Consider the following 24,609-nt stretch of genomic DNA (forward strand, 5'->3'; position numbering starts at 1 on the left):
TTGTAAACGATGCCGATAATATCTGTAAAATTGCCATGTTTTGTTGATGAATAATACAGTAAGGCGCTTTGATTTCTGACGATTTATTCCTAGCTAGATCGAATTTTGCATAAATTTTTTGGTAGTGCCTGATAAATGATTGGGAACCTTCTCTATCCGTAGATATATGGTTGTCCAATTAAGGTATTACAGGAGAAATTATATGGAAATAGTTCAGCAGAATGAAAAAGAACTTGTCCTAAAAGATAAATTATGGATCTTGTTGTTTTTTGTTTTTCCCAGTATAGGAATACCAGTGTTTACTCCTCCAATGATTGTATTACAGAAGGATTTAGTAATTAAGGCTTCGTGTCAACGGGTTGAACCAACTCAAGTTAATTGTCAGGTCGATAGCTCAAAATATTTCGGTTTAATCAAAGATTCTTCTACTTCCTTAACTAGGGTAACGGAAGCTAAATTTAATTCACAGAAGAAGAAGGATCGTAATGGTGACACTTATTTTGATTATTTTGTTACCCTAGTAAGTCAAACAGGAAAAGAAGTTGTCAGTTTGCAGGGTAATTCATATATCGATGGTTTTAAGGGTAACCCCCAAAAAATGAATCAAATTGTGGCAGAAATTAACACATTTATCAATAATTCAACTAAGCCATCTCTGTTTATTCACTACGATCTACGTTTTAAATGGAAAAACCTGCTACCTTTAGCTATCAGCATTACCTTTATTGCAATAGGAATCTTAATTGTAGCAGTTTTGTATCTAAGAACACTAATACTTAACAAAAGTGAACGACAATTAACCTACGAAGAATCTTCTTTATTGAATACTTATACCAAACACTATTCTTTTGTCCAAATCAAAGAATTAATTATAGACATTTATACAGATAGCGATGGAGATAAATTCTGTAGCTTAAAGATAGTATTAGTATTACCAGCAGAAAATCAAAATCATCAGCGGGAAGTCACTTTAATAAAAGGTTTTGACATTGAAAAAGTTAAAAATTTAGCTAATACTGTGGCTGATTTGATCGAGATACCCTATCAAGAACTGTCAAATTAGTAATTATTTTTTTTAAGAGCTTGGGTGAGTTTAGTAGAACGGAAATGTCTATACATTTAAAATATTAAGTTTTGTAAACGATGCCGATAATATCTGTAAAATAGCCATGTTTTGTTGATGAATAATACAGTAAGACGCTTTGATTTCTTACTATTTATTCCTAGCTAGATCGAATTTTGCATAAATTTTTCGGTAGTGCCTGATAAATTATTGGGAACCTTCTCTATCTGTAGATATATGGTTGCCCAATTCAGGTATCACAGGAGAAATTATATGGATATAGTTAAGCAGACTGAAAAAGAACTGGTTTTTAAGAATAGATTATCTTATGGTTTTGCCTTTATCTTCGCTTTTCCCTGGACAGGAATTTCGTTGCTTTTTACTTTAGTAGGTTTATGGCAGATAGGAGTAATTAAGGTTTCGTGTCAACGAGTCGAACCAACTCAAGTCAATTGTCAGGTCAATAACTCAGAGTATTTAGGTTTAATCCCATATTCTTCTACTTCCTTGACTCGGGTAGCAGAAGCTAAATTTAATTCGAGGAAAAGTCAGGATAGTGATGGTGACACTTCTTTTGATTATTTTGTTACCCTAGTAACTCAAACAGGAGAAGAAGTTGTCAGTTGGCAGGGTAATTCATATTCCAATGGTATTCATGGTTCCCCTCAAGAAATGAATGAAATGGCAACAAAAATTAACACATTTATCAATAATTCAACTGAGTCATCTCTGCTTATTCAGTACGATCTAGGCTGGAAAAAGGAAAACCTGATACCTTTAGCTATCGGCATTACCTTTCTTGGAATAGGAGTTTTACTTCTATACGCATCTTTTTATCTAAAAATCATTACACTTAACAAAAGTGAACGACAATTAACCTACAAAATCTATTCTTTATTGGGTATCAAAACCAAACATTATTCCTTTGCCCAAATCAAAGAGTTAATTCTAGACAGTTATACAGATAGCGATGGAGATAAATCCTGTAGCTTAGAGTTAGTATTACCAGCAGAAAATCAAAATCATCAGTTTAAAATTCCTTTAATATTATATGATTCTGACATTGAAAAAGTTAAAAAATTAGCTAATGTTGTTGCTAATTTTATCGATAAGCCCTACCAATATTTATCAAATAAGTAATCATTTTTTTTAGAGTTTAGGTGAGTTTAGTAGAACGGAAATGTCTATACATTTAAAATATTAAGTTTTGTAAACGATGCCGATAATATCTGTAAAATAGCCATGTTTTGTTGATGAATAAGATAGTTAAGATGCTTTGATTTCTGACGATTTATTCCTCGCTAGATCGAATTTTGCATAATTTTCCAGAAACTAGCTGATTAATAAGTATAAAGAAAAAATAGACACTTAATATATGGCCTCAATTATTAGAGTGCCTATAGAAAATTATATCAATCTCAAATAGGTGAAATATCATGATGAAAATAGGTGAAATTCTAATCCGTAGACAATTAATTTCTCAAGCTCAATTAAATCAAGTAATAGATATTCAGACTTCATGTCATCAAAAAATTGGTGAGCTTTTATTATTTCAAGGTTGGATTGGAGAAGATGATTTAGAAGCCGCTTTAAGAGAACAATATTGGCGAGATAATGGTTATTGGGTAATTGATTAAATCAAGTCAAAAGTCAAAAGTCAAAAGTCAAAAGTAAGAAGGAACAAAGCATTTAGTTAAGTAGGGGCGGGTTCCGCGTTAAGTTAATGGTCTCACCCACGACTGGGTAAACCCGCCCCCCGCCCCAATAATCAAAAGTCAAAAGTAAGAAGGAACAAAGCATTTAGTTAAGTAGGGGCGGGTTCCGCGTTAAGTTAATGGTCTCACCCACAACTGAGTAAACCCGCCCCCCGCCCCAATAATCAAAAGTCAAAAGTAAGAAGGAACAAAGCATTTAGTTAAGTAGGGGCGGGTTCCGCGTTAAGTTAATGGTCTCACCCACGACTGGGTAAACCCGCCCCCCGCCCCAATAATCAAAAGTCAAAAGTAAGAAGGAACAAAGCATTTAGTTAAGTAGGGGCGGGTTCCGCGTTAAGTTAATGGTCTCACCCACAACTGAGTAAACCCGCCCCCCGCCCCAATAATCAAAAGTCAAAAGTAAGAAGGAACAAAGCATTTAGTTAAGTAGGGGCGGGTTCCGCGTTAAGTTAATGGTCTCACCCACAACTGAGTAAACCCGCCCCCCGCCCCAATAATCAAAAGTCAAAAGTAAGAAGGAACAAAGCATTTAGTTAAGTAGGGGCGGGTTCCGCGTTAAGTTAATGGTCTCACCCACGACTGGGTAAACCCGCCCCCCGCCCCAATAATCAAAAGTCAAAAGTAAGAAGGAACAAAGCATTTAGTTAAGTAGGGGCGGGTTCCGCGTTAAGTTAATGGTCTCACCCACGACTGGGTAAACCCGCCCCCCGCCCCTAATTATTCATAAAGGCATTCTACAGGATGCCTATTTTTTTTGCATAAATAGGGAGAAAAAGGCTGATTAATAAATATATAGCAGTCGCCACTATAAGTTAGGACATCAGATCGGATGATTCATGTCACGAGCAAGATGCTCGCACTAATTTTCCTAACCAACCTGGCCGTTGCTATAGCTAAATTAACTATCACAGAAAAATGAAAATCAACTGGCAAAAAATCAGTCTAATTCCCAGCTTAGGACTTCTGTTTTTGGGAGCTTGTACTCCAGCTAATAATTCCTCAAATACTTCAGGGTTGGAAGTAAAATTTTTAGTTGGCAGTGCCTTAGAAAAATTCTGTAACCAAGCAGCGACCCAACTAAACCAACAACAACCAAAACTCGATAATGGTAAATCTTTTTACCTAAAATGCGAAGCGAAAGGTAGTGGAGATGTAGTCAAAGATATCGTTTCTTTATCCCAAAAACTCAAAAGTGGAACCATCCAACCAGACTCCCCAGAATTTCCCACCCTAATTTCCGTAGATGGAGAAATTTATCATTCCCAACTCTTATACCAAATCAATCAAATCTATCCCGGACAAAACTATATTCCTCAAATTACTGATGCACCTTTGTTGGCAAACAGTCCCATGGTATTCATGGCATCACAAGAAATAGCAGCAGGACTACGGAAACAACCAGATATATATAGATCGCTCGTCAGTGCTAAAACTCACCAAGACCTAGACCCTAATAGTCCCCAACTACCAATACATTATGTTCACACTGCTCCCACTCGTTCCAATTCTGGTCTACAAACTTTGGTAGCTCAGTTTGCCTCTGTTGCCAATAAACGCCCCGAACAACTCACAGTTGCTAACGTAAAACAATATCAATTCCAAGTCCAAAAAATTCAGAGCAAAGTCACTCGTTACGGGGTTTCCACCAGTTCTCTAGCTGAAGATATGGTGAAAAATGGTCCGTTTTGGGCATCCATCGCTTCTGTTTATGAGTCTTCCGTAATTGAGGCAAATACTGATAATACTCAAACTCGCTATGAAGCAATTTATCCCAGTTCTACTTTTACTTCTAATATGAGGGCAATTTTACCAACTGCACCCTGGGTGAGCGAGGAGGAAAAAGAAGCAGCAGAAAAAGTCATTGAATATTTGCGATCGCCAGTCGCCCAAAAAATTCTTACAGACTTAGGTCTTAGACCAGGGATACCGGGGGTCCCTTTGGGAGCAAAATTTTCTTCCCAATACGGAGTAGACCCCAATGCTAGATATGATTCTCTGCGGACTCCCCAACCAGAAGTAGTGAATGCCATGATTAAGTCTTGGCAGGAATTTGCGAAGAAACCATCTCAGGTAGTTTTGGTAGTTGACTCTTCTGGGTCTATGAGCGGTGAAAAGTTACCTGCTGTTCAGAATACCTTGCGCTATTATCTCGAAGGTTTAGGACCAAAAGAAAAAATTGCTCTAATTGACTTTGACTCTAAAATTAAAGCTCCGGTTTGGGTTGATGGTACTACTGAAGGTCGCGCTCGCGGTATGCAGTTTATTAGTAGTTTGAAAGCGGATGGTGGTACGAAACTTTATGATGCTGCTTTGAATGCCAGAAATTTATTACAGGAAAATCTGCGTTCTGATGCTATTAATGCTGTAGTTCTTTTAACTGATGGGGAAGACTCTGGTTCTCAAACTTCTCTCAAACAACTTAGCGATAATCTGAAAAACAGTGGATTTGATTCTGACAAAAGGATTGCTTTTTTTACTATTGGTTATGGGAAAAAGGGAGAATTTGATGCTGGAGTCTTGAAACAAATTGCTAGTTTAAATGGTGGTTATTATCGTCAGGGAGACCCAGAAAGTATTGTTAATTTAATGTCCGATCTACAAACAGAATTTTAATTTTTATCTGGAGGTAAATATGAAATTAGTTAATCCGTTTGATTATCCTATATCTATATTAATAGGTGGATTTTTGTTAATAGCTGGTGTCCGGTTTGTGAGGTTGCCAAGTTTTGTAATTTTACCTGCTACGGCGGTTGTTTCTGTGGCAAGTGCTACAGTGTTGAAATCTCAAGAACCCGATCCAGAAAAGTTGGCAAAAAAACAGTTAGAACAAGAATTAGAAGTTATTTCTGGACTGGCAAAAAATTTGGCACAGAAAGCTGAAGTTTTGCGGCAAGAAGCTAATCAATTGTTAGGTGGTGAAGCGTTCCAAATGGAATTATTAGTAACAGTTCAATCAGTTTGCGATCGCGCTATTGAATTGCCCCATAAAATTACACAAATGTCTCAAAATTTACCTAAGAATGAGGCGTTATTATCTGTGGAGGATTTGGAAAGACAACTATTAGAAGTTAAGAGTAAGCAAAGGTCAAATTCTGATATTACTCAACAGCACTTAAAACAATTAGCTGCGAGTTTAGAGCGAAATATTCAGTTAGCAAAAGCTGGAAAAGATACTCGGCAAGCTAAAATTGTTAGTCTGCATACAATGGTTCAAGATTCGGCAGGATTATTGCAAGAACTAGAGAATAAATTGCGGAATGCTAATTTGAATGATTTGGCAGAAATTCAAGAATTACGCAGTTTAAGTGACGAGTTAAATAGCTATCAAAATAATATGAAAATATTTCTTTGATAAGAAGGAAGAAAGAAGAAGGAAGAAGGAAGAAAGAAGAAGTAAAAGTATTACGTTATCTGAGTTTTATACCAATTCCTAAAAGGAACGGTATACTTGGGTCAGACTTCAGTTGTTAATTAATTAAAACAGGTATAGTTACTTTTTTGCTAAAAATAGCCCAGTTAATGTTAATTATTCTTACTTTTTACTTCTCCCCCCACTCCCCCAATTTCCCCTCCAGGGAGGGGTTAGGGGTGGGTCCTCTGCTCAATAAAATGTAGAAAAGTTTTTGATAAATGGTATTAGAGCTTCTCGATCTGTCCGCGCCCTTTGCTTAGACTGCTGTACTTAGTTACTAATATTTCACCGTTGAAAAAGTGCTGAGATATGAATACTCTAAGTAGATTGATTTAATTGTATTCCTGAAAATAATTAAGTTGGCGGAAATAATTAAATTCTTTCTGATGTATTTATAAGTACCAGAAATAAAGTTATGAACAATAAATTTGATTCTCTTTTATTGGTAGCACTTTTCACAACAGCTATGACTTTTTTACAAGAGGATAAAATACTAATAAGTCAGTTAAATGGTAGTTTTGTTAAAGCTGAAATAGCTATTATTCAACAACAAAAAAATTATCGAGAGGACAAAAAACCACCTGTTCCATATAAAGATGGTAGCAGCCGTTAAAATTAATTAGCAGAAGGAAGAAGGAATTCCGTAAAACGGAATTCAAAAGTCAAAAGTCAAAAGTTAAAAGTCAAAAGTAAGATTTTATAGGTCAAAACTTTGATGCTTCAGTAATTTCAGCAAATTATTCGACATCTAAAGTTTGGAACTATTTGTAACATTCTTTTTTCAAATTGGTAGAAGAAGGAAGAAGTAAGAAAAAAGAAGGAAGAAGGAAAAAGGATAAATAAGGCGTTTATTTATCTAGTATAGAAGGTTAATAATGAGTAGTAATGGCAGTTGCTAGCTGTTGCCTGTTGCCTGTTGCCTATTCCTTATTAAAAATTTACTTAATATGACAACTGATAACTGATAACTGATAACTGATAACTGAATTGACACTAGGAGAATATTCAACCATGACAATTACAAATCAAAAATCTATCAAAAATCGTCGCATTTTATCTGGAATACTTACTTGTGCAGCATTAGCTTTAGCTTATGCACCAATTCCAGGATTAAATCAAAAAATCATAGTAGTTAGTGGCACAGAATTTGCCGAACCACTCCAACAAATAGAAACTCAATTTGAGCAAAAATATCCCCAGATAGACTTAGAATTAAAATTCCAAGGTTCCCAAGATATAATCAACAATTACATAGACCAAAAAAACGACTTTAACCCTACAGTTTTAATCCCGACAAATGCAGCACTATTAGATGAATTAAACCAACGCTGGCAAAGTCAAAATAATACCCAAGCATTCTATCAACAACCAACAGCGATCGCCAAAACTTTCCTAGTAGGAATTGCTTGGCCTGAACGTGGAAAAATCTTATTTCCCAATGGCAAATTTTCCTGGCAACAATTAGAAAAAGCAATGGCAGCAGGTAGCTGGCAAAAAATAGGTGGTAAACAACAGTGGGGTAGTTTTGATTTCGTCACCACCGACCCCACTCGTTCCAATAGTGGGCAAATAACCATGAATTTGTGGGCAAAGTCAAAAGGCAACAACAACTTGAATACACCCACCGTTGAATCATTATTTAGTAAAGTCAAACGGTCAGTATATTTGCCTCCCCGTTCCACCGATATATTGTTACAAGAATTTATTGCTCGCGGACCTAATGATGCGGATGTAGCAACAGTTTACGAAAGTATCGCCCTCTATCGTTGGCAACAGTCAGGAGCAGCTCAAAATAAACCTTATCAAGTTTATTATCTCAACCCCACCGTAGAAACTGTAGCGACAGCAGCGGTCGTGCGTCGGGATGTAAATGGGGCAACTGCTAATGCTGCTGGTAAATTTGTAGATTTCTTGACTCAACCAGAACAACAAAAAGTATTTGTGCAGTATGGTTTCCGTCCCTCCCACGGCAATATTGATTTGCTCTCAGTTGCCAATAGTCCTTGGAATCAGAATATTCCAGGCGCTCAAGTTAACCCGCAAATTTCCACTTTACCAGCACCACAACCATCAGTTTTAGGAGAAATTCAAAGGTTGTGGCAACGGGTGCAGTAGGGGAGTAGGGGAGTGGGGGAGTGGGGAGTCGGGGAGTCGGGGAGTGTGGGGAGTGTGGGGAGTGTGGGGAGTGTGGGAAGTGGGGGAGTGGGGGAGTAGGGAAGTGAGGGAGTGGGGAGTCGGGGAGTCGGGGAGTGGGGCTCAGATGGAACGTTTTTTTAGGCCGAATTATAGCAATGAGCGCTGGTATATTTACAAATTGCAGGAGGGGCCAAATAGCTAAAAGTCTTATATTATCGTTTTTTTATTCCCCTCCCAGGAGGGGAAGTCAGGAGTCAGGAGGGAAGAGGGAGGAAGACTATTGAGCAAGAAAAAAACCTAAATTTCCTGTAGATATTCACTCTTGGGTTTACGCAAACAATAGCAACGGACATGATATTAACTCTGTCATTAAATACAGATATTAATGGTAGCTCAATGAGGAATTAAATGCGATCGTAATATAGCAAGGAACGAGTTGGTTAGGACGTAGATTGATAATGAACCTGAGACATAGAAAAGCTTTTGTCCCTATTCCCTATTCCCTATTCCCTATTCCCTAGCGTGTAGCGCTATATAACCTGCGGAATGTGAGTTAAAACTATAACCAAAACCAATATCAATTAAAACTATGACAACTAGCACCAAATATAAATATGTACATCTCGACGAAAAAAACGTCCTTGTTATTACAGGAAGCACTATAAAAGTAGTCGAGTTAATTACCTCATTCAAAACTTACAGTCAGAAACCAGAAGAATTGCAGAAAAACTATCCTCATTTGAGCATGAGTCAAATTTATTCTGCCTTAGCTTATTATTGGGATAATCAAGCAGCAATAGATGCAGATATAGAAAAGCGTTCTCAGTATGCAGAAAAATTAGCCCAAGAAGCAGAAGAGTATTCCTTAGGCAAGGAACCGAAGGCAGAGAAAAATAGAACAAATATCAAGCTTAAAAAGAAGTTTTATGTTTTGCTAACTGTATTAACAATAGTATTAGTATTAGCAATTAACTACCTGGGAGTTCCTCCTAATAGATCGGATTTTATCAGACCTGTAGGTCATGGGGTAATAACTAGCGAATTCGGTAATAGACTCCATCCTATCTATAGAACAATGAAATTACATAAAGGCATAGATATAGGTTACTGTAATGGCAAACCAGTCTTTGCTTCAGCTGATGGAGTTGTGAATATTGCTAGTTGGATAAGTGGGTATGGTAATTTTGTTGAAATCAATCATAGTAAAGGTGTTCAAACTGCCTACGCACACATGGAAAAGTTTTTTGTGAATAAAAATGATTGGGTCAAACAAGGCCAGATAATCGGTATTGTGGGAGGAACAGGAGGAGTTACTGGTCCGCATCTACACTTTGAAGTGCTAAAACATGAAAAATTTATAAATCCACGCAAGAAAGTCAATTTTCCTAGGTTGGGTGTCAGTTTTTGACATATTATTGCTACATATCCTTGAGAGTAGGGAGCAGGGTTCAAATACATAAGATATCTTTAGTTTAATGCCGATAATCGTTACAAACATTACCGAATTATTAATTATTAATTATTAATAATTAAATAATTATGGTTTAAAGCCTCCCCTTTTAAGGGGAAAAAGAAATAATATTTCCTTATATTCAATCCTCTCGGTTAAAACCCGAGGTAATTATCAATTATCCATTATCAATTATCAATTAATGAATGAACCATTATTATTACTTAATAGCTAAAGTCGCATCGGAAGTATAGCATTAATGCATGGAAATTGGTATTAAAGAGTCTCAGAGATAGAAAGAAGGATTTTGCATATCTAAAGATAGCAGAGAAATATACTGTATTTAGACCGTCAAAATGTTGATTTAATATCATTTTAACTGGACATTGTCAGTTTGAGATTAGGAAAATTTGCTTTGTACTGTAACTTCCAGTATTTTTACATCTAGAATATTGTTTTTCAAAATTCTAAAATATAATTACAGACAAAAAATAAATCTCATACAAATATACATTGCGTAAGGATACTTAGGGAAAATGTTTTTTCTAGGAATTGGATTCTTGATTATAGGTCTAATATTAGCAATAGTAAGCGGAATATGGGGCTTAGTTCAAGCTTTTAGTGAAGGCACATTATGGGGTGTTGCTTATTTATTTATTCCTTTTGCTTTTGTCATTTTTTATCTTAAAAATTGGAGTAAGACAAAAATCAGAAAAAATTTTATCTTGATGATAATTGGTTTAATTTTATCTCTTGTAGGGAGTGGAGCATTAGGAAATCATATAACTAATAATTTTGTAGTTAATTCTGCCAATATTCCAGAAAATCCAACTATTACTACTAATTCCGAAAATACTTCAACAAAGATAGAAACAACCGAAGTTATTTCGGAAAAACAGATAGAAACAACCGAAGTTATTTCGGACCCATTTAGAGATGGAATAAATGCAGCAACAAAAGCAGCCGAACTTGCCCAAACAGCTAATACTCAAACACAGTGGAATGAAGTAGCAATGACTTGGCATCAAGCTTTAGTTTTAATGAAAGAAGTTCCTGAATCTCATACTAAATATGAAGTTGCCCAAAACAGAATTGATTTATATCGAAATAATCGAGAAATTGCTAAGAAAAAGGCTAGCTATTAATGAGGTCAAAAGTCAAAAGTCAAAAGTCAGAAGTTAGAATTTATATAGAATCCGGTTATATAATATATGTTGATAATTCTATAATTTCTTCAATATCCCCTTTATAAAAATATTTCACCTTAAAAGGCAAAATTTTAGACTCAATTACTTTGATAAATTAGGAAAAATCAGGAAATGCGTAAATCTAAATTAATCTTAGCCACAATTGTCTCATTATTTTTGGTTAATGAAGTTAGTATTAATCCCCATAGTAATGACATCAGTGAATTAATTAATACAGAGACCTCCATTGCTTACGCAGGAAGAAGAGGAGGAGGAGGAAGAAGTAGAAGTAGTTCTGGAAGTTCGAGTAGAAGTAGAAGTAGGAGTAGTTCCCCCAGTCGCAGTAAACCAGTCCGTTCGCAGTCTCAACCTCGTAACTCAAAACCCAAACCTAGCAGAAATAATTTAGTTAAACCGACCAATAACACTCGCCCCACAACAAAACCAGTCCCCTCTTCCGGTAGTAACTCTCAGCGCAGTGGTTCATTTTCCAAACCCAGCAACAATACCAAACCAAACAATACTACTCGCCCCACTACCAATAACACCAACACTGATGGACGGACTCGCAGTGGTTCCTTTGCTCCAACTACAAAAAAACGTTACTCTGTGGAACCTGCTACCGGACGACGTTATTATACCCGTCCAGGAACTCAAGAACGTTATTATCAGGAAACAGGTACAGGGCGATTTTATTATGTAGAACCAGCAACCCAACGACGTTACTACATTAATATTGATAATGGGCAACGTTATTTTATTGATAGTAGCGCCGGACGATATTATTATGAGCAACCAGGTACAGATAGATTTTATTATGTGCATCCAACTACGAGAGTCCGCTACTACTACGAACCTACTGTCCGCGAACGAGTTGTTTACAGCTACTACGATGGACCAGGAATATTTTTAGAAGAGTATCTTACTATACTTTTAATTGGAATTTTGCTGGTATGTATTTTTTATCTTTTAATTATGGCGATCGCTTCTGCTTTTGGTGGTCGTCGAGAAGTATTGGTAGCTGAGGAAGATGAATATATAGAGGTTATTGAGGAGTCACCAGGATATGTGGAAGTGATTGAGGAAACATTGCCAGTAGCAACTGTACCAGAAGATTTGGTTAATGATATTGTAACTGTGAGTAAGTTACAGGTAACAATGGTTGCACCAGCAAATAATATTCAATCTAACTTAGCAAAAATGAGTGAGGAGATCGATATTGATACCCCAGAAGGTAGAGTACAATTATTGTTAAGCTCGGCGATCGCTCTGCTGCAAACGGAGGAATATTGGACTGATGTTGCTGCTAGTTCAGAAACTGTGGAGACTAGACAGGAAGCTGAAAAAATTTTTGAGCAGTTATCTTTTGCTGAGAGGTGTAAGTTTGAGGTTAATACTGTTGATGATAATGTGGAAGTCGATAGTCATATTCTTGTGACTTTGTTGTTGGGAACGGAGGATGATTATCCTTTATTTGGTGAAGTTAATGATGGAGAAAGTTTAAAGCAAACTTTGAAAGAGTTAGGCAAAGTTACCCCAGATTATTTATTAGTATTTGAGTTACTTTGGACTCCAGTAACAGAAAGCGATCGCCTGATATCCATTTGAATAAAAAATGTTATGGCATTACTCATAAAGATGAGGTACATTTACGATCCCCCTAAATCCCCCTTAAAAAGGGGGACTTTGAAATATCCCCCCTTTTTAAGCGGTTCCCCCCTTACTAAGGCAGGGCTAATTCATTGTAGTCAGAGAATATTTATATGGATATGAAATACAAAAAATTGTGCAAATAGCAAATAGATATAAGAATCTCCCCATCTCCCCATCTCCCCATCTCCCCATCTCCCCATCCCCCATCTCCCCATCCCCCCATCCCCCCATCTCCCCATCAATTTTTCTAAGCGTGACAATAAATTGACCCTACCTTACTAAGGGGGGTTAGGGGGGATCTAAAACTGTATCTCACCAATTTGAGAAACGCTATATAAAATTGTGTCGCTCTGGAACAGGAATTTAATCAGTAGACCTCTCCAAAATAGAAATTAAGGTAAAATTGTAGTGCCCAATTATATATATGCTGTCCCCAAATGAATAATATATTAGAATATATTTATAATCATCCACTCATAAACAAAAAGGATTATTGGTATTACAGATAAACAACTAATAAAATTAATAGAAAATGCTCAAAAAGTTGAAGACAAAAAAAGACAGGCGATAATGCTCCGCATCGCTAACGCGAACGCCAGTGAAGAAAAAAGATTTAAATAGGGAGGAGGAAGAAAAAAGTCTTTAGGCAAGGCGGAAGAGATAATGTTGACATTATATTATTTGCATCATGTACCAACATTTCAACTGCTAGGAGCAACCTAAGCGAGTTAGTGAATCAACAGCAAATAATATTTTTCGCGCTTTGGAGCGATATTTTGAGGGAATTATTACCATCTAGTTTACTAGAGGAATTCTCGGGAAAAGAAAACGAATATTTATGGATAAAAGAAGCTTTGACAGAAATAGAATTGAGAGTTAATAGTACTTCAGCAGGATATATTCAGGTCAAAAAATGATGAAAAGCAGAAAAAATATTACTCAGTCAAGCCAAAAAGTCATACGTTAAAAAATCAAATAGTAATCACTAGCTTTGGGAAAAGAAATAGTTGATGTAATAGTAGGAGAAAGAGGTCCAGAGAGTGATATAAATTTATTCAAAAAACGTAAGCATTCAGCTATCAGCAGTCAGCTATCAGCAATTAGTAATGAATAATTACTTCTGAGGTTTTGTCCAGGAACTTTGGTAGTAACTTTTTATTATTTTTCAATTTCAAAGGTTGCTTTTACCTTCCCTAAAATTAATAGCTGATAGCTAATAGCTGACGGCTGTTTGCGCAGCATTCCGGAGGAAATGCTTACCAAAAAACAACAAAAAAAGTTTGATAAAGAACAAAGATTTCAAGGAGATAAAGGTGATCAAGGTGGGGAAAGAATTGACAAGCCAAAGAAAAAAAAAGAAACCATAAAATGTCATACAAAGTCAAGAAAGAGAATCAAAAAAAAGCTCAAAAAAGAAGATTTGTAGAACATGTAATAAGACTGATAAAAATCTGCGCGAGTGGCACGAGAAAGATTCAGATTAAAAGAGAGTAACCCGTGAAAAAGTAATTTTAACAATATGTGGTTTAGTGAGATTAAGAATAGGAACACTAATGTTAACATAAATCATAACTTTAGGTATAGTAAAAAGCCAGAAATAATTACATAAAAATGCTAAATAATTAACAATAACTATCTGTAATACTATAAATCTCATAAAAAATGACTATCTGGAGGAGCTGGCGATCGCTCTCTCAAAGATAGTTACAGTAAGTGCTTGATAATTTTTGGAGATGTCTAGTTAACAGTAAAAAGTGGCTTTGTTGCACAAAAGGTGATGTTTAGGATATAAATAGCATCAAGATGTGACAAATGTACCTCACAAAAGGTGAAAACTGCCATAGTAATTTAAAATAATGACAAATTTACCATTGTATTTACCAAGGCCAAAAAAAGCAGCAGGCACTTATCTAAGAATAGTGTCAATAAATGACGTTTACGACATCAAAAATTATCCCTATGTCGAAACAGTTATTCGATGCCTAAAACAGACAGCAGAAGATGCGATAGTGGTGGCCGTCCTCAGTGGCGATTTTCTTTCCCCTTGTTTACTAACGTCGTTGGATGGTGGTAAATCAATGTTGGATGTTTTAAAAGTAGTAGATATTGATTACATTTGCTTTGGGAATCATGAATTCGATGTCAATCTAGATGTGCTGCAAGAACGATTCAAAACTTACCAAGGTAAATGTCTAAATAGTAATATTCCTAACTTACCAATTGTTGGCCCAGAAGGCAATCCTCTGCCAAAATATGACATTATAGAAGTAGGAAACCACAGAGTTGTATTTGCTGGATTTTGCACTGATAACACCGATATTTTCAGACCTGGAACAAACTTAGCCATTGAACCTATTTTTGATGCCTTAAAATCTACCTGGTCTGAATGTGCAGAGGCAGCAACTATACTCATTCCTCTAACCCACCAAACCATTGTAGAAGACAGACAACTAGCGACGCAGATTGAGCAAGATGACCAACTCAAAGGCAAAATCCCAGTAATTATCGGTGGCCATGAACACGAAATCTACATTGAAGAAATTGCTCAAAGCTTTATTGTCAAAGCTGGTTCTGATGCGAAAAATGTCATAGTGACAGATGTGTGGTGGTCTACCGACGGTCAAGTGAATACTGCAGTTCATCTGTTGCCAGTTAGCCACTTCGATGCAGACCCCAATGCACAAATGTTCGTGGAAACAACACAAAAATTTCTGGGTTCTCTGATGGATGTAGAAATTTTTCAGGTCAAAGAAACCATGTCCTCAAAAAGAACCCGATATCAGCCGGAAAAAGTGGCATCAACTTTATGCTCTTATATCAAGAGAAGCTTACAAAATATAGATATTGTCATGCTTCAGGGAGGATGTGTCAGAGGTCAGGGCGACTATGAACAAGGTACGTCTTTTACTTATGGCGATCTAATGGAGGAACTGCCGTTTGAAACAGAAATTGCAACTATCCAAATACCAGGAAAAGTATTACAGGAGGCGATCGCTATTACCCGCAGTACCCCAGAGCAGGAAGCACCGAATTATTTACACACAGATATAGATGTCGTTATTGAAGACTACCCCAGTTTGAAAATAGTTAGTATTAACCACGAAGCTTTCGACCCCAACAAAATGTATAATGTGGGAATTTATCAATTTTTGCTGACAGGTTTAAACGAAATTAAACCACTTCTTGATTACATCAATGCTTATAGCAAAGTACCTCCTTTAGAACAGTGTCTTCCTGCTAAAAACTTAATCGTGGAAACTTGTATGAAAGATGCGTGGCGAATTTTAGTTAATTTTGATGAATGGGATAGCAACCACGATGGGTACATTTCTCATACAGAACTCGAACAAGCAGTAAAAAAAAGCATTTGCATATCTGGATAAAAACCAAGATGGACAGATTTCCCCAACCGAATTACAGGAAGCTCTGGCACAGAGGACAGGAAATACAGACAATGGTTTGCTCAATATGATGTTTAAGTCTCTCGATGCCAATAACGATGGTATGGTATCTATGGATGAGCTAGCATCCTTAGCGATCTAGGTAGGGTTTGCTGAAAAAAGCAAAGTATGGGAACCCACCCCTAACCCCTCCGGTGGAGGGGAAGACAGAGAAAGTAGGAGGAATAATTGTTCTTTGATTTTTCTGCCATACTCACCCCAAAATACTCACTTTTTTGAGGGTAAGTGAATTGAAACAGGCACACTTTTTTCGATTATAAAAAGGCCAATACCTTCCAAGAGCTAAAAGTCTTATACCAATTCCCAAAAGTATTGCTATACTTGAGCAATACTTCAGTTATCAATTAATCAGCACAAGCAAAATCACTTTTTTGCTAATTTTAGCTAAATTAATCTTAATTATTCTTATGTTTGCTTCCCCTCCCAGGAGGGGTTAGGGGTGGGTTTCCTGCTCAACAAAATGTAGAAAAGTTTTTGAGAAATGGTCTTATATTATCGGTTTTTTATTCCCCCAGATGAGCTGTTGCCAGATGAGCTGTTGCCTGCGCACAGCGCTATATAATGCTTTTGTATTATCTCAGGAGAAAAAAAAATGGTTAATGCTCAAAGTTCCCCTCGTCCAATTATTATTGATACAGATGGTGGTGTTGATGATGCTTTAGCAATTATTATGGCTCTAAATTGCGATCGCTTTGATTTGAAAGCTGTGACTGTACTGGCAGGAAATATTGATGTCCATCAAGCTGCTAATAACGTTCTGCGAGTAATTGATATTGTACAACCCGAACATCCTCCTTTAGTTGCGAAAGGTTGTGAAAAACCTCTGCTTCGCCCTCCATTTAATGCTGCAGGTATCCACGGAGCTGATGGTCTCGGAGAACTCCATCGTTTCAAAAATGCTGACGGCACGGATCGCTATCCTCAACTTACTGTACAACCTTCTTCAGAGAATGCTATAGAAGTATTGCTCAAGGCGGCTGAAGAGTATGGTAAGGACCTAACAATTGTAGCTTTAGGTCCTTTAACTAATATTGCTACCGCACTACAAACCAACCGCAACACTATGCAAAAAGTAGGGCGCATTATAATTATGGGGGGAGCAGTGATAGTTCCTGGTAATATCTCGGCAGCAGCAGAATTCAACTTTTTTGTCGATCCAGATGCAGCTCAAATAGTTATGGAGTCAGGTATTCCCCTAACTTTGGTAGGATTAGATGTGGCTATGAAAGCTCCTCTATCGCGCCAAGCTGTTGAAGAATATGCCAAACAGCATCCTTCTGTAGTTTCTCAGTTTATTGCTGACTGTACCGAAATTTACATGGCTTTTTACCGAGATAATGAAGGATTTTATGGTTGCTACCTGCACGATCCTTTAGCAGTTGGGGTAGCGATCGACCAAAGTCTAGTGTCCACTGAGTCAGTTTACATGGTGGTGGAGACAGAAGGAAAGTTTACCTCCGGTATGTCATTAGCAGACCGACGCGATCGCCGAGATGAAACAGCAGATCCTCCCAATGTGGATGCTTGTCTGGATGTAGATGCCGATCGCTTTCTTAAGCTGTTATATGAATTGATATAGCGTTTTCCGTTGTTATTAGATATCTCCAGAAAAAAGGGAATAGGGAATAGGGAATAGGGAATAGGGAATAGGGGGAAATAATTGATAATTTATGTGGGATAATTGATTTGATTTTTATTATTGGAGATGTCTAATGGTTGGTTAGCAAGCAGTTTCTCATGCTCTTTAATTAGGATAGACATCTCCAGAAAATAAACTTGCCCTTTATTTGCTATAAACTAGAGTGTAATAACTCAAAAAATTATTTTCTGTGTTTTTTTCCTAAAAACATCTTCCCTATTCTCTACTTTTACAAAAAGTCTATATTTTGGAGATATCTAGTGTATTTTTATCAAAATAATTGGGTCGCGCAACCCCACCTTTTACAGGGGTTTTCATTTCAGTAGACCACAGTAGGGGCGAATGGCATTCGCCCTTACGGCGTTGCACAGTGACGAATGATTTGAGATTTTTGATGAACAAAATTTTGGATTTGAGAATTGGTAGATTAATTAATGGTTTTTTTAGTCAAAATCTAAAGCAATTTTTTGCAGTATCATTCCATAATGTGCAACCCCGCCCTTACAGGGTTTTGGTTATGACGATGTGGTTTATCAATCAGCAAAAGCGCTGTAAGGCGAAATATTTTTGGAGGTTTGCTCAAGTCTCCGTTACAAAAATAACTTCTGACTTCTGACTTCGTTAAATTCTTTCTAGTTAGGAAATACAACAAATGCTTATTACTTTTGGGAGGTTGACTCATCGCCTCAAATTTTTATTACTGTTGCTGACATTATTAATCACAAGTTGTCAGCAAAAACCGATGGAAGTTAAGGTTATACAAAATCTTGTTTATGGAAATTATAATTCTCAAAATCAGGAAAAAGCACTGCTTTTAGATTTATATTTACCAGAAACAAAACCAGATAAACCTTTACCTTTATTAATCTATATTCATGGTGGTGGTTGGTTACGAGGAACTAAAGAATATTGCCCTGGAAAAATTGTGGCACAAAGAAATTATGCCATGGCTTGTATTAGCTATAGATTTAGTAATGAAGCACTATTTCCTGCCCAAATTCATGATGTTAAAAAAGCTGTTCGTTGGCTGCGAAAAAATGCAGATAAGTACGATATAGACCCTAACATTTTTGGTGTTTGGGGACCTTCTGCTGGGGGACATTTAAGTGCTTTATTAGGAACATCAGCAGGAGTAAAAGAATTGGAAGGAACAAATAACCCAGAAATATCTAGTGCTGTACAAGCAGTTTGTTCATGGTATCCAGTTACAGATTTTACGAAAGTTACTCCCGCTTTTGACGAACCTATTACTCCTGCTGTTGAGGAAAAGTATAAAGATAAAGAATGGTATGGTTATACTTTAGTAACTAATAAGTTATTAGGAGGACCTGTCTCGCAAAAATTAGAATTAGCAGCACTTGCTAACCCTATTAATTATATTGATGCTCAAGATCCACCTTTTCTGATTATGCACGGAGAAAAAGATAATGTTGTACCAATGAGTCAAAGTGTTTTATTAGCAGATGCTCTATCAGAAAAAGGTGTAGAAGTTCAGTTAGAAAAAAAAAACCTGATTGGGGACATTATCATGGTAGAAGTGAAGCTTTTGACCCTGCTTTAATAGATATGGCAATGGTTTTTTTTCGATAAACATTTGAAATATAGCAGGGAACAGGGAACAGCTGTGCGACCCCGCGACGACGACAGTCGCAAGGGAATGCGCACCAAGAGAGGGAACAGGGAACAGTGACAAAAGCTTTTCTGGTGTCTCAGGTTCATCATTAATCAGGGAACAGGGAACAGTGACAAAAGCTTTTCTCTATCTCAGGTTCATCATTAATCTATGTCAAATACCAACTCATTCCTTGCTATAATAAATAACTTAAGCATTTCGCAAGAAATGCTCCGCAAAGAGCTATTAGCGGTCAGCTCTAACTAAAAGTAATAGCTGATAGCTGATGGCTGACGGCTGAATGCTTACTAAATAACTGATGAACTCAAACTCCCAAACTCAAACTCGCAAAGCAGACCATCTTAGAATTTGTCTGGAATCAGATGTCCAATTTAACAACATTACTAATGGCTTAGACCGTTACCGTTTTACCCATTGTTGTTTACCAGAACTAAACCGCAACGAAATAACTACAAACACTACATTTCTGGGAAAACAATTAGGTGCGCCATTGTTGATATCTTCAATGACAGGTGGCACTGAACAAGCAAAAATGATTAATTATCGGTTAGCCAAAGTTGCTCAAAAGTATAAAATAGCAATGGGAGTGGGTTCTCAACGAGTGGCCGTGGAAAATTCTCAAGTGGCCGATACTTTTGCTGTGCGATCGCTCGCTCCGGATATTCTCCTATTTGCTAATCTAGGGGCAGTTCAACTAAATTATGATTATGGTATAGAGCAGTGCCAACAAGCGATCGACATCCTACAAGCAGATGCTCTGATTCTTCATCTTAATCCTTTGCAAGAGTGTATTCAAACTGAAGGCGATATAAATTTTCGTGGATTATTTGACAAAATATCAAAATTATGCTATAGGTTGCCAGTGCCAGTTATTGCCAAAGAGGTAGGTAATGGCATTTCCGGAAAAATGGCTCAAAAGTTAATAGATGCTGGAGTAGCAGCAATTGACGTAGCTGGAGCTGGGGGGACTTCTTGGGCAAAAATTGAAGGGGAGCGAGCCACAGATATACGTCAGCGTAGGTTAGGAGAAACTTTTGCCAACTGGGGAATACCAACAGCAAAATGTATTACTGACATCCGCGCCTTCAACTCAGACATTCCGCTAATTGCTTCTGGAGGTTTGCGGAATGGGGTGGATGTGGCTAAAGCGATCGCTCTGGGTGCAGACCTCAGTGGGCTAGCTTGGCCATTCCTTCAAGCTGCGGCTGAATCAGAAGAATCTCTCAATATATTAGTAGATATTTTAATAGCGGAAATTACAACAGTCCTCTTTTGCACGGGTAATGCTAATTTATCTGAACTGAAAAAATCTGGCAGTCTAGAAAAGAGGGAGTAGGGAGTTAGAAGTCAAAATTCAAAAGTCAAAAGTCAAAAGTTAGAAACCAGTCTACTACTGGAATGACATAATGGGACATGGGGCGGGTTTATCTAAATTTAATGTTGAGCAATTAACTTAACGCGGAACCTGCCCCTACTATTGCAATATTTTGGCGGCATGGGGCGGGTTTATCTAAATTTAATGTTGAGCAATTAACTTAATGCAGAACCTGCCCCTACTATTGCAATATTTTGGCGGCATGGGGCGGGTTTATCTAAATTTAATGTTGAGCAATTAACTTAACGCGGAACCTGCCCCTACTATTGCAATATTTTGGCGGCATGGGGCGGGTTTATCTAAATTTAATGTTGAGCAATTAACTTAACGCGGAACCTGCCCCTACTATTGCAATATTTTGGCGGCATGGGGCGGGTTTATCTAAATTTAATGTTGAGCAATTAACTTAATGCAGAACCCGCCCCTACTATTGCAATATTTTGGCGGCATGGGGCGGGTTTATCTAAATTTAATGTTGAGCAATTAACTTAACGCGGAACCTGCCCCTACTATTGCAATATTTTGGCGGCATGGGGCGGGTTTATCTAAATTTAATGTTGAGCAATTAACTTAACGCGGAACCTGCCCCTACTATTGCAATATTTTGGCGGCATGGGGCGGGTTTATCTAAATTTAATGTTGAGCAATTAACTTAACGCGGAACCTGCCCCTACTATTGCAATATTTTGGCGGCATGGGGCGGGTTTATCTAAATTTAATGTTGAGCAATTAACTTAATGCAGAACCCGCCCCTACTTTAGACTATCACCTACCACCTAAAACCTACCACCTGGAAACATGAAAGACTTCTTCAAATATACTTTTGCCAGCTTGATTGGCAGTTTACTGGGAATTGCTCTAATTATCAGCTTAGGATTTGGCGGACTAATATTTCTTGTTGGCTCCATCGCTAGTAAGGCCAAAGACATCGGGCCACAAGTTAAAGATAAATCGGTCCTAGTTTTCGACCTCGCTACGAATATTACAGACACCAGACCCATCTCCAGTACCGGGGAAGCACTCCAAGAAGCTCTCTCTGGAGACCAACCCGCAACTATTACTCTCCGAAAAGCAATTAATGCTCTTGATGCTGCTGCCCAAGACGAAAAAATTATCGGTCTTTACATTAAAGGTAGCAGTACACCAGGAAGAACAGGACTGGCAAATTTACAAGAAATACGTCAGGCACTGCAACGGTTCCAAGAAGCAGGCAAAAAAATCATTGCCTACGATGTAGACTGGACAGAGCGAGAATATTATCTGGGTTCGGTAGCAGATGAAGTTGTCATTAACCCCATGGGTGTCTTAGAATTCAATGGCTTAAGTTCGCAGACTATGTTCTTAAGTGGGGCGTTTGATAAGTTTGGTATTGGAGTACAAGTAACGAGAGTGGGTAAATATAAGTCCGCAGTTGAGCCTTTTACCCGAGAAACAATGAGTCCGGAAAACAAGGAGCAAAATCTCAAATTGTTACGGGATATTTGGGGTAAATACCTGCAAACAATAGCCCCCAGTCGTGGGTTAACAATACAGCAGTTACAGGCGATCGCTAATCAGCAGGGTATTTTGATGGCGGATGCTGCGGTAGATAGTAAATTAGTAGACCGATCTGGTTACTATGATGAAGTGCTAAGTGAACTAAAAGTGCTAACTGGCAAAGAAGAAGATGACAAAACTTTCACACAAATTAGTCTCAGCAACTATACAAGAGTGCCAGAAGTTGTAGAAGTTGCCAGCGCAGATGTTAATAGTAAAAATAAAATTGCTGTAGTTTATGCTGAGGGAGAAATAGTTAATGGTACGGGTACTCCTAGACAAATAGGAGGCGATCGTCTAGCAAAAGAATTGCGACGACTGCGATTTGATGACAAAGTTAAGGCTGTGGTTTTGCGAGTTAATAGTCCTGGTGGAAGTGCTTCAGCATCAGAAGTTATTGGTCGAGAAGTCAAACTTACGGGGGAGAAAAAACCTGTAATTGTATCTATGGGTAATATAGCTGCTTCTGGTGGATATTGGATTTCAATGAATGCGGACAAAATATTTGCTGAACCTACTACTATTACAGGTTCAATTGGAGTTTTTGGTGTTTTGTTCAATATTCAAGAGCTGGGCAATGAAAATGGTATTACTTGGGATACAGTGAAAATTGGTCAATTTGCCGATCTTAATAATAATTCTCGTCCTAAAACGGAGGAGGAGTTAGCCTTAATTCAAAATATGGTGGATTCAATTTATGAGCGTTTTATTACAGATATAGCAACTGCTCGTAATTTACCAAAGGAGAAAGTAGCTGAAATTGCTCAAGGTAGAGTTTGGTCTGGTGTTAATGCTCAAGAATTAGGTTTGATAGATGAGATTACTGGAATAGAGGGTGCGATTAAGTTTGCTGCAGAAAAAGCGGAATTGGGAGATAATTGGAAAGTTGAAGAATATCCTAAGTCTCGTAGTTTGGAGCAAAGAATTTTCCGCAGTCTTTCTGGTGTGGAGGCTGAAATATCTACTTCTCCTGTAGACCCACTGACGGCAGAATTTCAAAAGTTGCAGCAGGAGTTAGCTAGTTTGAGAGCTATGAATGACCCTTATGGAATTTATACTCGTTTGCCTTTTAATCTCAGAATTGAGTAAATAGGCGTTCAACAATTAATTATTAATTATTAATTATTAATTATTAATTATTAATTATTACCTCTCCTTGAAAGCGGATAGGATTGAGAGGTTGTCTGAGAAGTCCCATTTGCTACATCGCTCGCCCCCGCGCATCCCCCTTTCAACAAAAAGCGCAGCATCCTCTAGCTTCCCCCGATCCTGCGGGGGACGGGAGGGCAGGGTGAATTTATTGTCACCAGAGAAAAAAGAAGTAGGGGAGTGGGGGAGTGGGGGAGTGGGGAGTAGGGGATGGGGGAGCATTTGTCAATTCATCGTCCAGAGAGAAAAATTGTATCCTTTGAAATTTTGAAATTTTGTGCATCTTGCTAGTGAGTTAACCAAAAATATACAGTTGTAAATATTCTAGGCGCGACAATGAATTAGCCCTGGGACGGGAGGGGGATTAGTAAAGGGGGACTAGAGCAAGCAAATTGTCTTGTTCCCCCCAAAGTTGGCTTGCTCGGGGGGCAAAATTTAGTATCAAAAAACTTTTCAGATATCCTCTAACTCAAAGGAAAATGTTTTTCTTATTTCTACTTTAAAGAAGATACTTTAAACCTTAATTATTCGGTAACTATGGCAACTGATAACTGAAATGACTATCCCCATCCAATTTTTCCAAAAAGGTCAGTCCTAAATCTTTTTTTTCCTTCTTCCTTCTTTCTTCTTTCTTCTTCCTTTTTCTTGAATTTCAATGCTAGAAAATCTTAATATCAGAACAGCAAACTTATCAGAAAATTATATAATTGCCGAGCATTTTTATAAAATGTGGCAAGATATGAGTGTACCTACTGATTCTATAGAATCTAACTGGTTAGAAATTACAAGAGTGCATATTGATAATGCTAGAAAAGAACTATCTTATCAAGGTTTTATTGCTGAAGTAAATAATACAATAGTTGGTTCAGTTAGCTGTCAAATATTTGCTGGTTTGTCTCCCACTGTTCTTAAGCCGGAATATCGAAAATATGGTTATATTTGGGGTGTTTATGTTGAAGCAAATTATCGCCGTCAAGGAGTTGCTAAAAAGTTGATGGGAGAAGCGATCGCTTACCTTAAATCTCTTAGTTGTACTAAAGCTGTTCTTCATGCTTCGCCTGAAGGCAAATTTCTATATTCTCATCTTGGCTTTGATGAACATAATGAAATGTGGTTAGACTTGTCTTAGAATAATTTTTTCTTCTTCCCAATCTTTTCTTTTACAGGTTTAATACCATGTCCGGATAATTAATCATCAAA

22 protein-coding genes are annotated in these 24,609 nt (G+C 37.5%); 21 read left to right on the forward strand and 1 reads right to left on the reverse strand.

The annotated features are described in order from the left end of the window. The first annotated feature begins 202 nt into the window (after nt 1–202). The 11 genes from SAGCYANO_RS22870 to SAGCYANO_RS22915 all read left to right on the forward strand — a co-directional run bounded on the left by SAGCYANO_RS22870 (nt 203) and on the right by SAGCYANO_RS22915 (nt 12,571). Nucleotides 203–1,063: a hypothetical protein gene (locus tag SAGCYANO_RS22870; protein ID WP_202222182.1), complete on the forward strand. Its 861-nt coding sequence runs from the start codon at nt 203–205 to the stop codon at nt 1,061–1,063. A gap of 273 nt (nt 1,064–1,336) precedes the next feature. Next, nucleotides 1,337–2,203, forward strand: a complete 867-nt coding sequence (locus SAGCYANO_RS22875; protein WP_202222183.1) for a hypothetical protein — start codon at nt 1,337–1,339, stop codon at nt 2,201–2,203. 296 nt (nt 2,204–2,499) lie between these two features. After that, nucleotides 2,500–2,700, forward strand: a complete 201-nt coding sequence (locus SAGCYANO_RS22880) for a hypothetical protein (protein WP_237396548.1) — start codon at nt 2,500–2,502, stop codon at nt 2,698–2,700. Nucleotides 2,701–3,693: 993 nt separating this feature from the next. Continuing rightward, the gene (locus SAGCYANO_RS22885) at nt 3,694–5,391 is read left to right on the forward strand and encodes an extracellular solute-binding protein (protein WP_202222184.1); all 1,698 of its coding nucleotides are present in this window, start codon (nt 3,694–3,696) and stop codon (nt 5,389–5,391) included. Nucleotides 5,392–5,410: 19 nt separating this feature from the next. After that, complete coding sequence (locus tag SAGCYANO_RS22890) at nt 5,411–6,130, forward strand: hypothetical protein (protein ID WP_202222185.1); 720 nt, start codon at nt 5,411–5,413, stop codon at nt 6,128–6,130. After that, nucleotides 6,127–6,249, forward strand: coding sequence for a hypothetical protein (locus tag SAGCYANO_RS47935; protein WP_255502666.1), 123 nt, complete (start codon nt 6,127–6,129; stop codon nt 6,247–6,249). Before SAGCYANO_RS22890 ends, SAGCYANO_RS47935 begins: the two co-directional genes overlap by 4 nt. Before the next feature lie 356 nt (nt 6,250–6,605). Further along, nucleotides 6,606–6,803: a hypothetical protein gene (locus tag SAGCYANO_RS22895; RefSeq protein WP_202222186.1), complete on the forward strand. Its 198-nt coding sequence runs from the start codon at nt 6,606–6,608 to the stop codon at nt 6,801–6,803. Nucleotides 6,804–7,201: 398 nt separating this feature from the next. Beyond that, nucleotides 7,202–8,305 (forward strand): substrate-binding domain-containing protein, encoded by a 1,104-nt coding sequence (locus tag SAGCYANO_RS22900; RefSeq protein ID WP_202222282.1) that lies wholly within the window; start codon nt 7,202–7,204, stop codon nt 8,303–8,305. Between the two features lie 610 nt (nt 8,306–8,915). Then, complete coding sequence (locus SAGCYANO_RS22905; protein ID WP_202222187.1) at nt 8,916–9,734, forward strand: peptidoglycan DD-metalloendopeptidase family protein; 819 nt, start codon at nt 8,916–8,918, stop codon at nt 9,732–9,734. Nucleotides 9,735–10,336: 602 nt separating this feature from the next. Then, nucleotides 10,337–10,921, forward strand: a complete 585-nt coding sequence (locus SAGCYANO_RS22910; protein ID WP_202222188.1) for a hypothetical protein — start codon at nt 10,337–10,339, stop codon at nt 10,919–10,921. 174 nt (nt 10,922–11,095) lie between these two features. Beyond that, nucleotides 11,096–12,571 (forward strand): DUF1517 domain-containing protein, encoded by a 1,476-nt coding sequence (locus tag SAGCYANO_RS22915; protein WP_202222189.1) that lies wholly within the window; start codon nt 11,096–11,098, stop codon nt 12,569–12,571. Nucleotides 12,572–12,711: 140 nt separating this feature from the next. On the opposite strand, the gene SAGCYANO_RS45385 is transcribed toward SAGCYANO_RS22915, so the two are convergent. Beyond that, nucleotides 12,712–12,876 (reverse strand): hypothetical protein, encoded by a 165-nt coding sequence (locus SAGCYANO_RS45385; RefSeq protein WP_237396550.1) that lies wholly within the window; start codon nt 12,874–12,876, stop codon nt 12,712–12,714. 471 nt (nt 12,877–13,347) lie between these two features. On the opposite strand from SAGCYANO_RS45385, the gene SAGCYANO_RS45390 reads away from it, so the two are divergent. From SAGCYANO_RS45390 to SAGCYANO_RS22970, 10 genes are all read left to right on the forward strand, one after another. Further along, on the forward strand, nt 13,348–13,533 hold the full coding sequence (locus SAGCYANO_RS45390) for a hypothetical protein (protein WP_237396551.1): 186 nt from the start codon (nt 13,348–13,350) through the stop codon (nt 13,531–13,533). A gap of 335 nt (nt 13,534–13,868) precedes the next feature. Beyond that, a complete protein-coding gene (locus tag SAGCYANO_RS22930) occupies nt 13,869–14,042 on the forward strand; it encodes a hypothetical protein (RefSeq protein WP_202222290.1) in 174 nt (57 codons plus the stop codon). Nucleotides 14,043–14,472: 430 nt separating this feature from the next. Beyond that, a complete protein-coding gene (locus SAGCYANO_RS22935) occupies nt 14,473–15,999 on the forward strand; it encodes a 5'-nucleotidase C-terminal domain-containing protein (protein ID WP_202222190.1) in 1,527 nt (508 codons plus the stop codon). Continuing rightward, nucleotides 15,992–16,159, forward strand: coding sequence for an EF-hand domain-containing protein (locus SAGCYANO_RS22940; RefSeq protein ID WP_202222283.1), 168 nt, complete (start codon nt 15,992–15,994; stop codon nt 16,157–16,159). The genes SAGCYANO_RS22935 and SAGCYANO_RS22940 overlap by 8 nt, the downstream gene beginning before the upstream one ends. Nucleotides 16,160–16,669: 510 nt before the next feature. Then, a complete protein-coding gene (locus SAGCYANO_RS22945) occupies nt 16,670–17,656 on the forward strand; it encodes a nucleoside hydrolase (protein ID WP_202222191.1) in 987 nt (328 codons plus the stop codon). Between the two features lie 340 nt (nt 17,657–17,996). Further along, nucleotides 17,997–18,332 (forward strand): hypothetical protein, encoded by a 336-nt coding sequence (locus SAGCYANO_RS22950; protein ID WP_202222192.1) that lies wholly within the window; start codon nt 17,997–17,999, stop codon nt 18,330–18,332. A 36-nt stretch (nt 18,333–18,368) separates the two neighbouring features. Further along, complete coding sequence (locus tag SAGCYANO_RS22955; RefSeq protein WP_202222193.1) at nt 18,369–19,277, forward strand: alpha/beta hydrolase; 909 nt, start codon at nt 18,369–18,371, stop codon at nt 19,275–19,277. A gap of 370 nt (nt 19,278–19,647) precedes the next feature. Continuing rightward, on the forward strand, nt 19,648–20,685 hold the full coding sequence (gene fni / locus SAGCYANO_RS22960) for a type 2 isopentenyl-diphosphate Delta-isomerase (RefSeq protein ID WP_202222194.1): 1,038 nt from the start codon (nt 19,648–19,650) through the stop codon (nt 20,683–20,685). An 837-nt stretch (nt 20,686–21,522) separates the two neighbouring features. Continuing rightward, nucleotides 21,523–23,349, forward strand: a complete 1,827-nt coding sequence (gene sppA / locus SAGCYANO_RS22965; protein WP_202222195.1) for a signal peptide peptidase SppA — start codon at nt 21,523–21,525, stop codon at nt 23,347–23,349. Between the two features lie 715 nt (nt 23,350–24,064). Further along, nucleotides 24,065–24,538: a GNAT family N-acetyltransferase gene (locus SAGCYANO_RS22970; RefSeq protein WP_202222196.1), complete on the forward strand. Its 474-nt coding sequence runs from the start codon at nt 24,065–24,067 to the stop codon at nt 24,536–24,538. Nucleotides 24,539–24,609 lie beyond the last annotated feature (71 nt).

The sequence above is a fragment of the Okeania sp. KiyG1 genome, from assembly GCF_014132355.1.
GTDB lineage: Bacteria > Cyanobacteriota > Cyanobacteriia > Cyanobacteriales > Microcoleaceae > Okeania.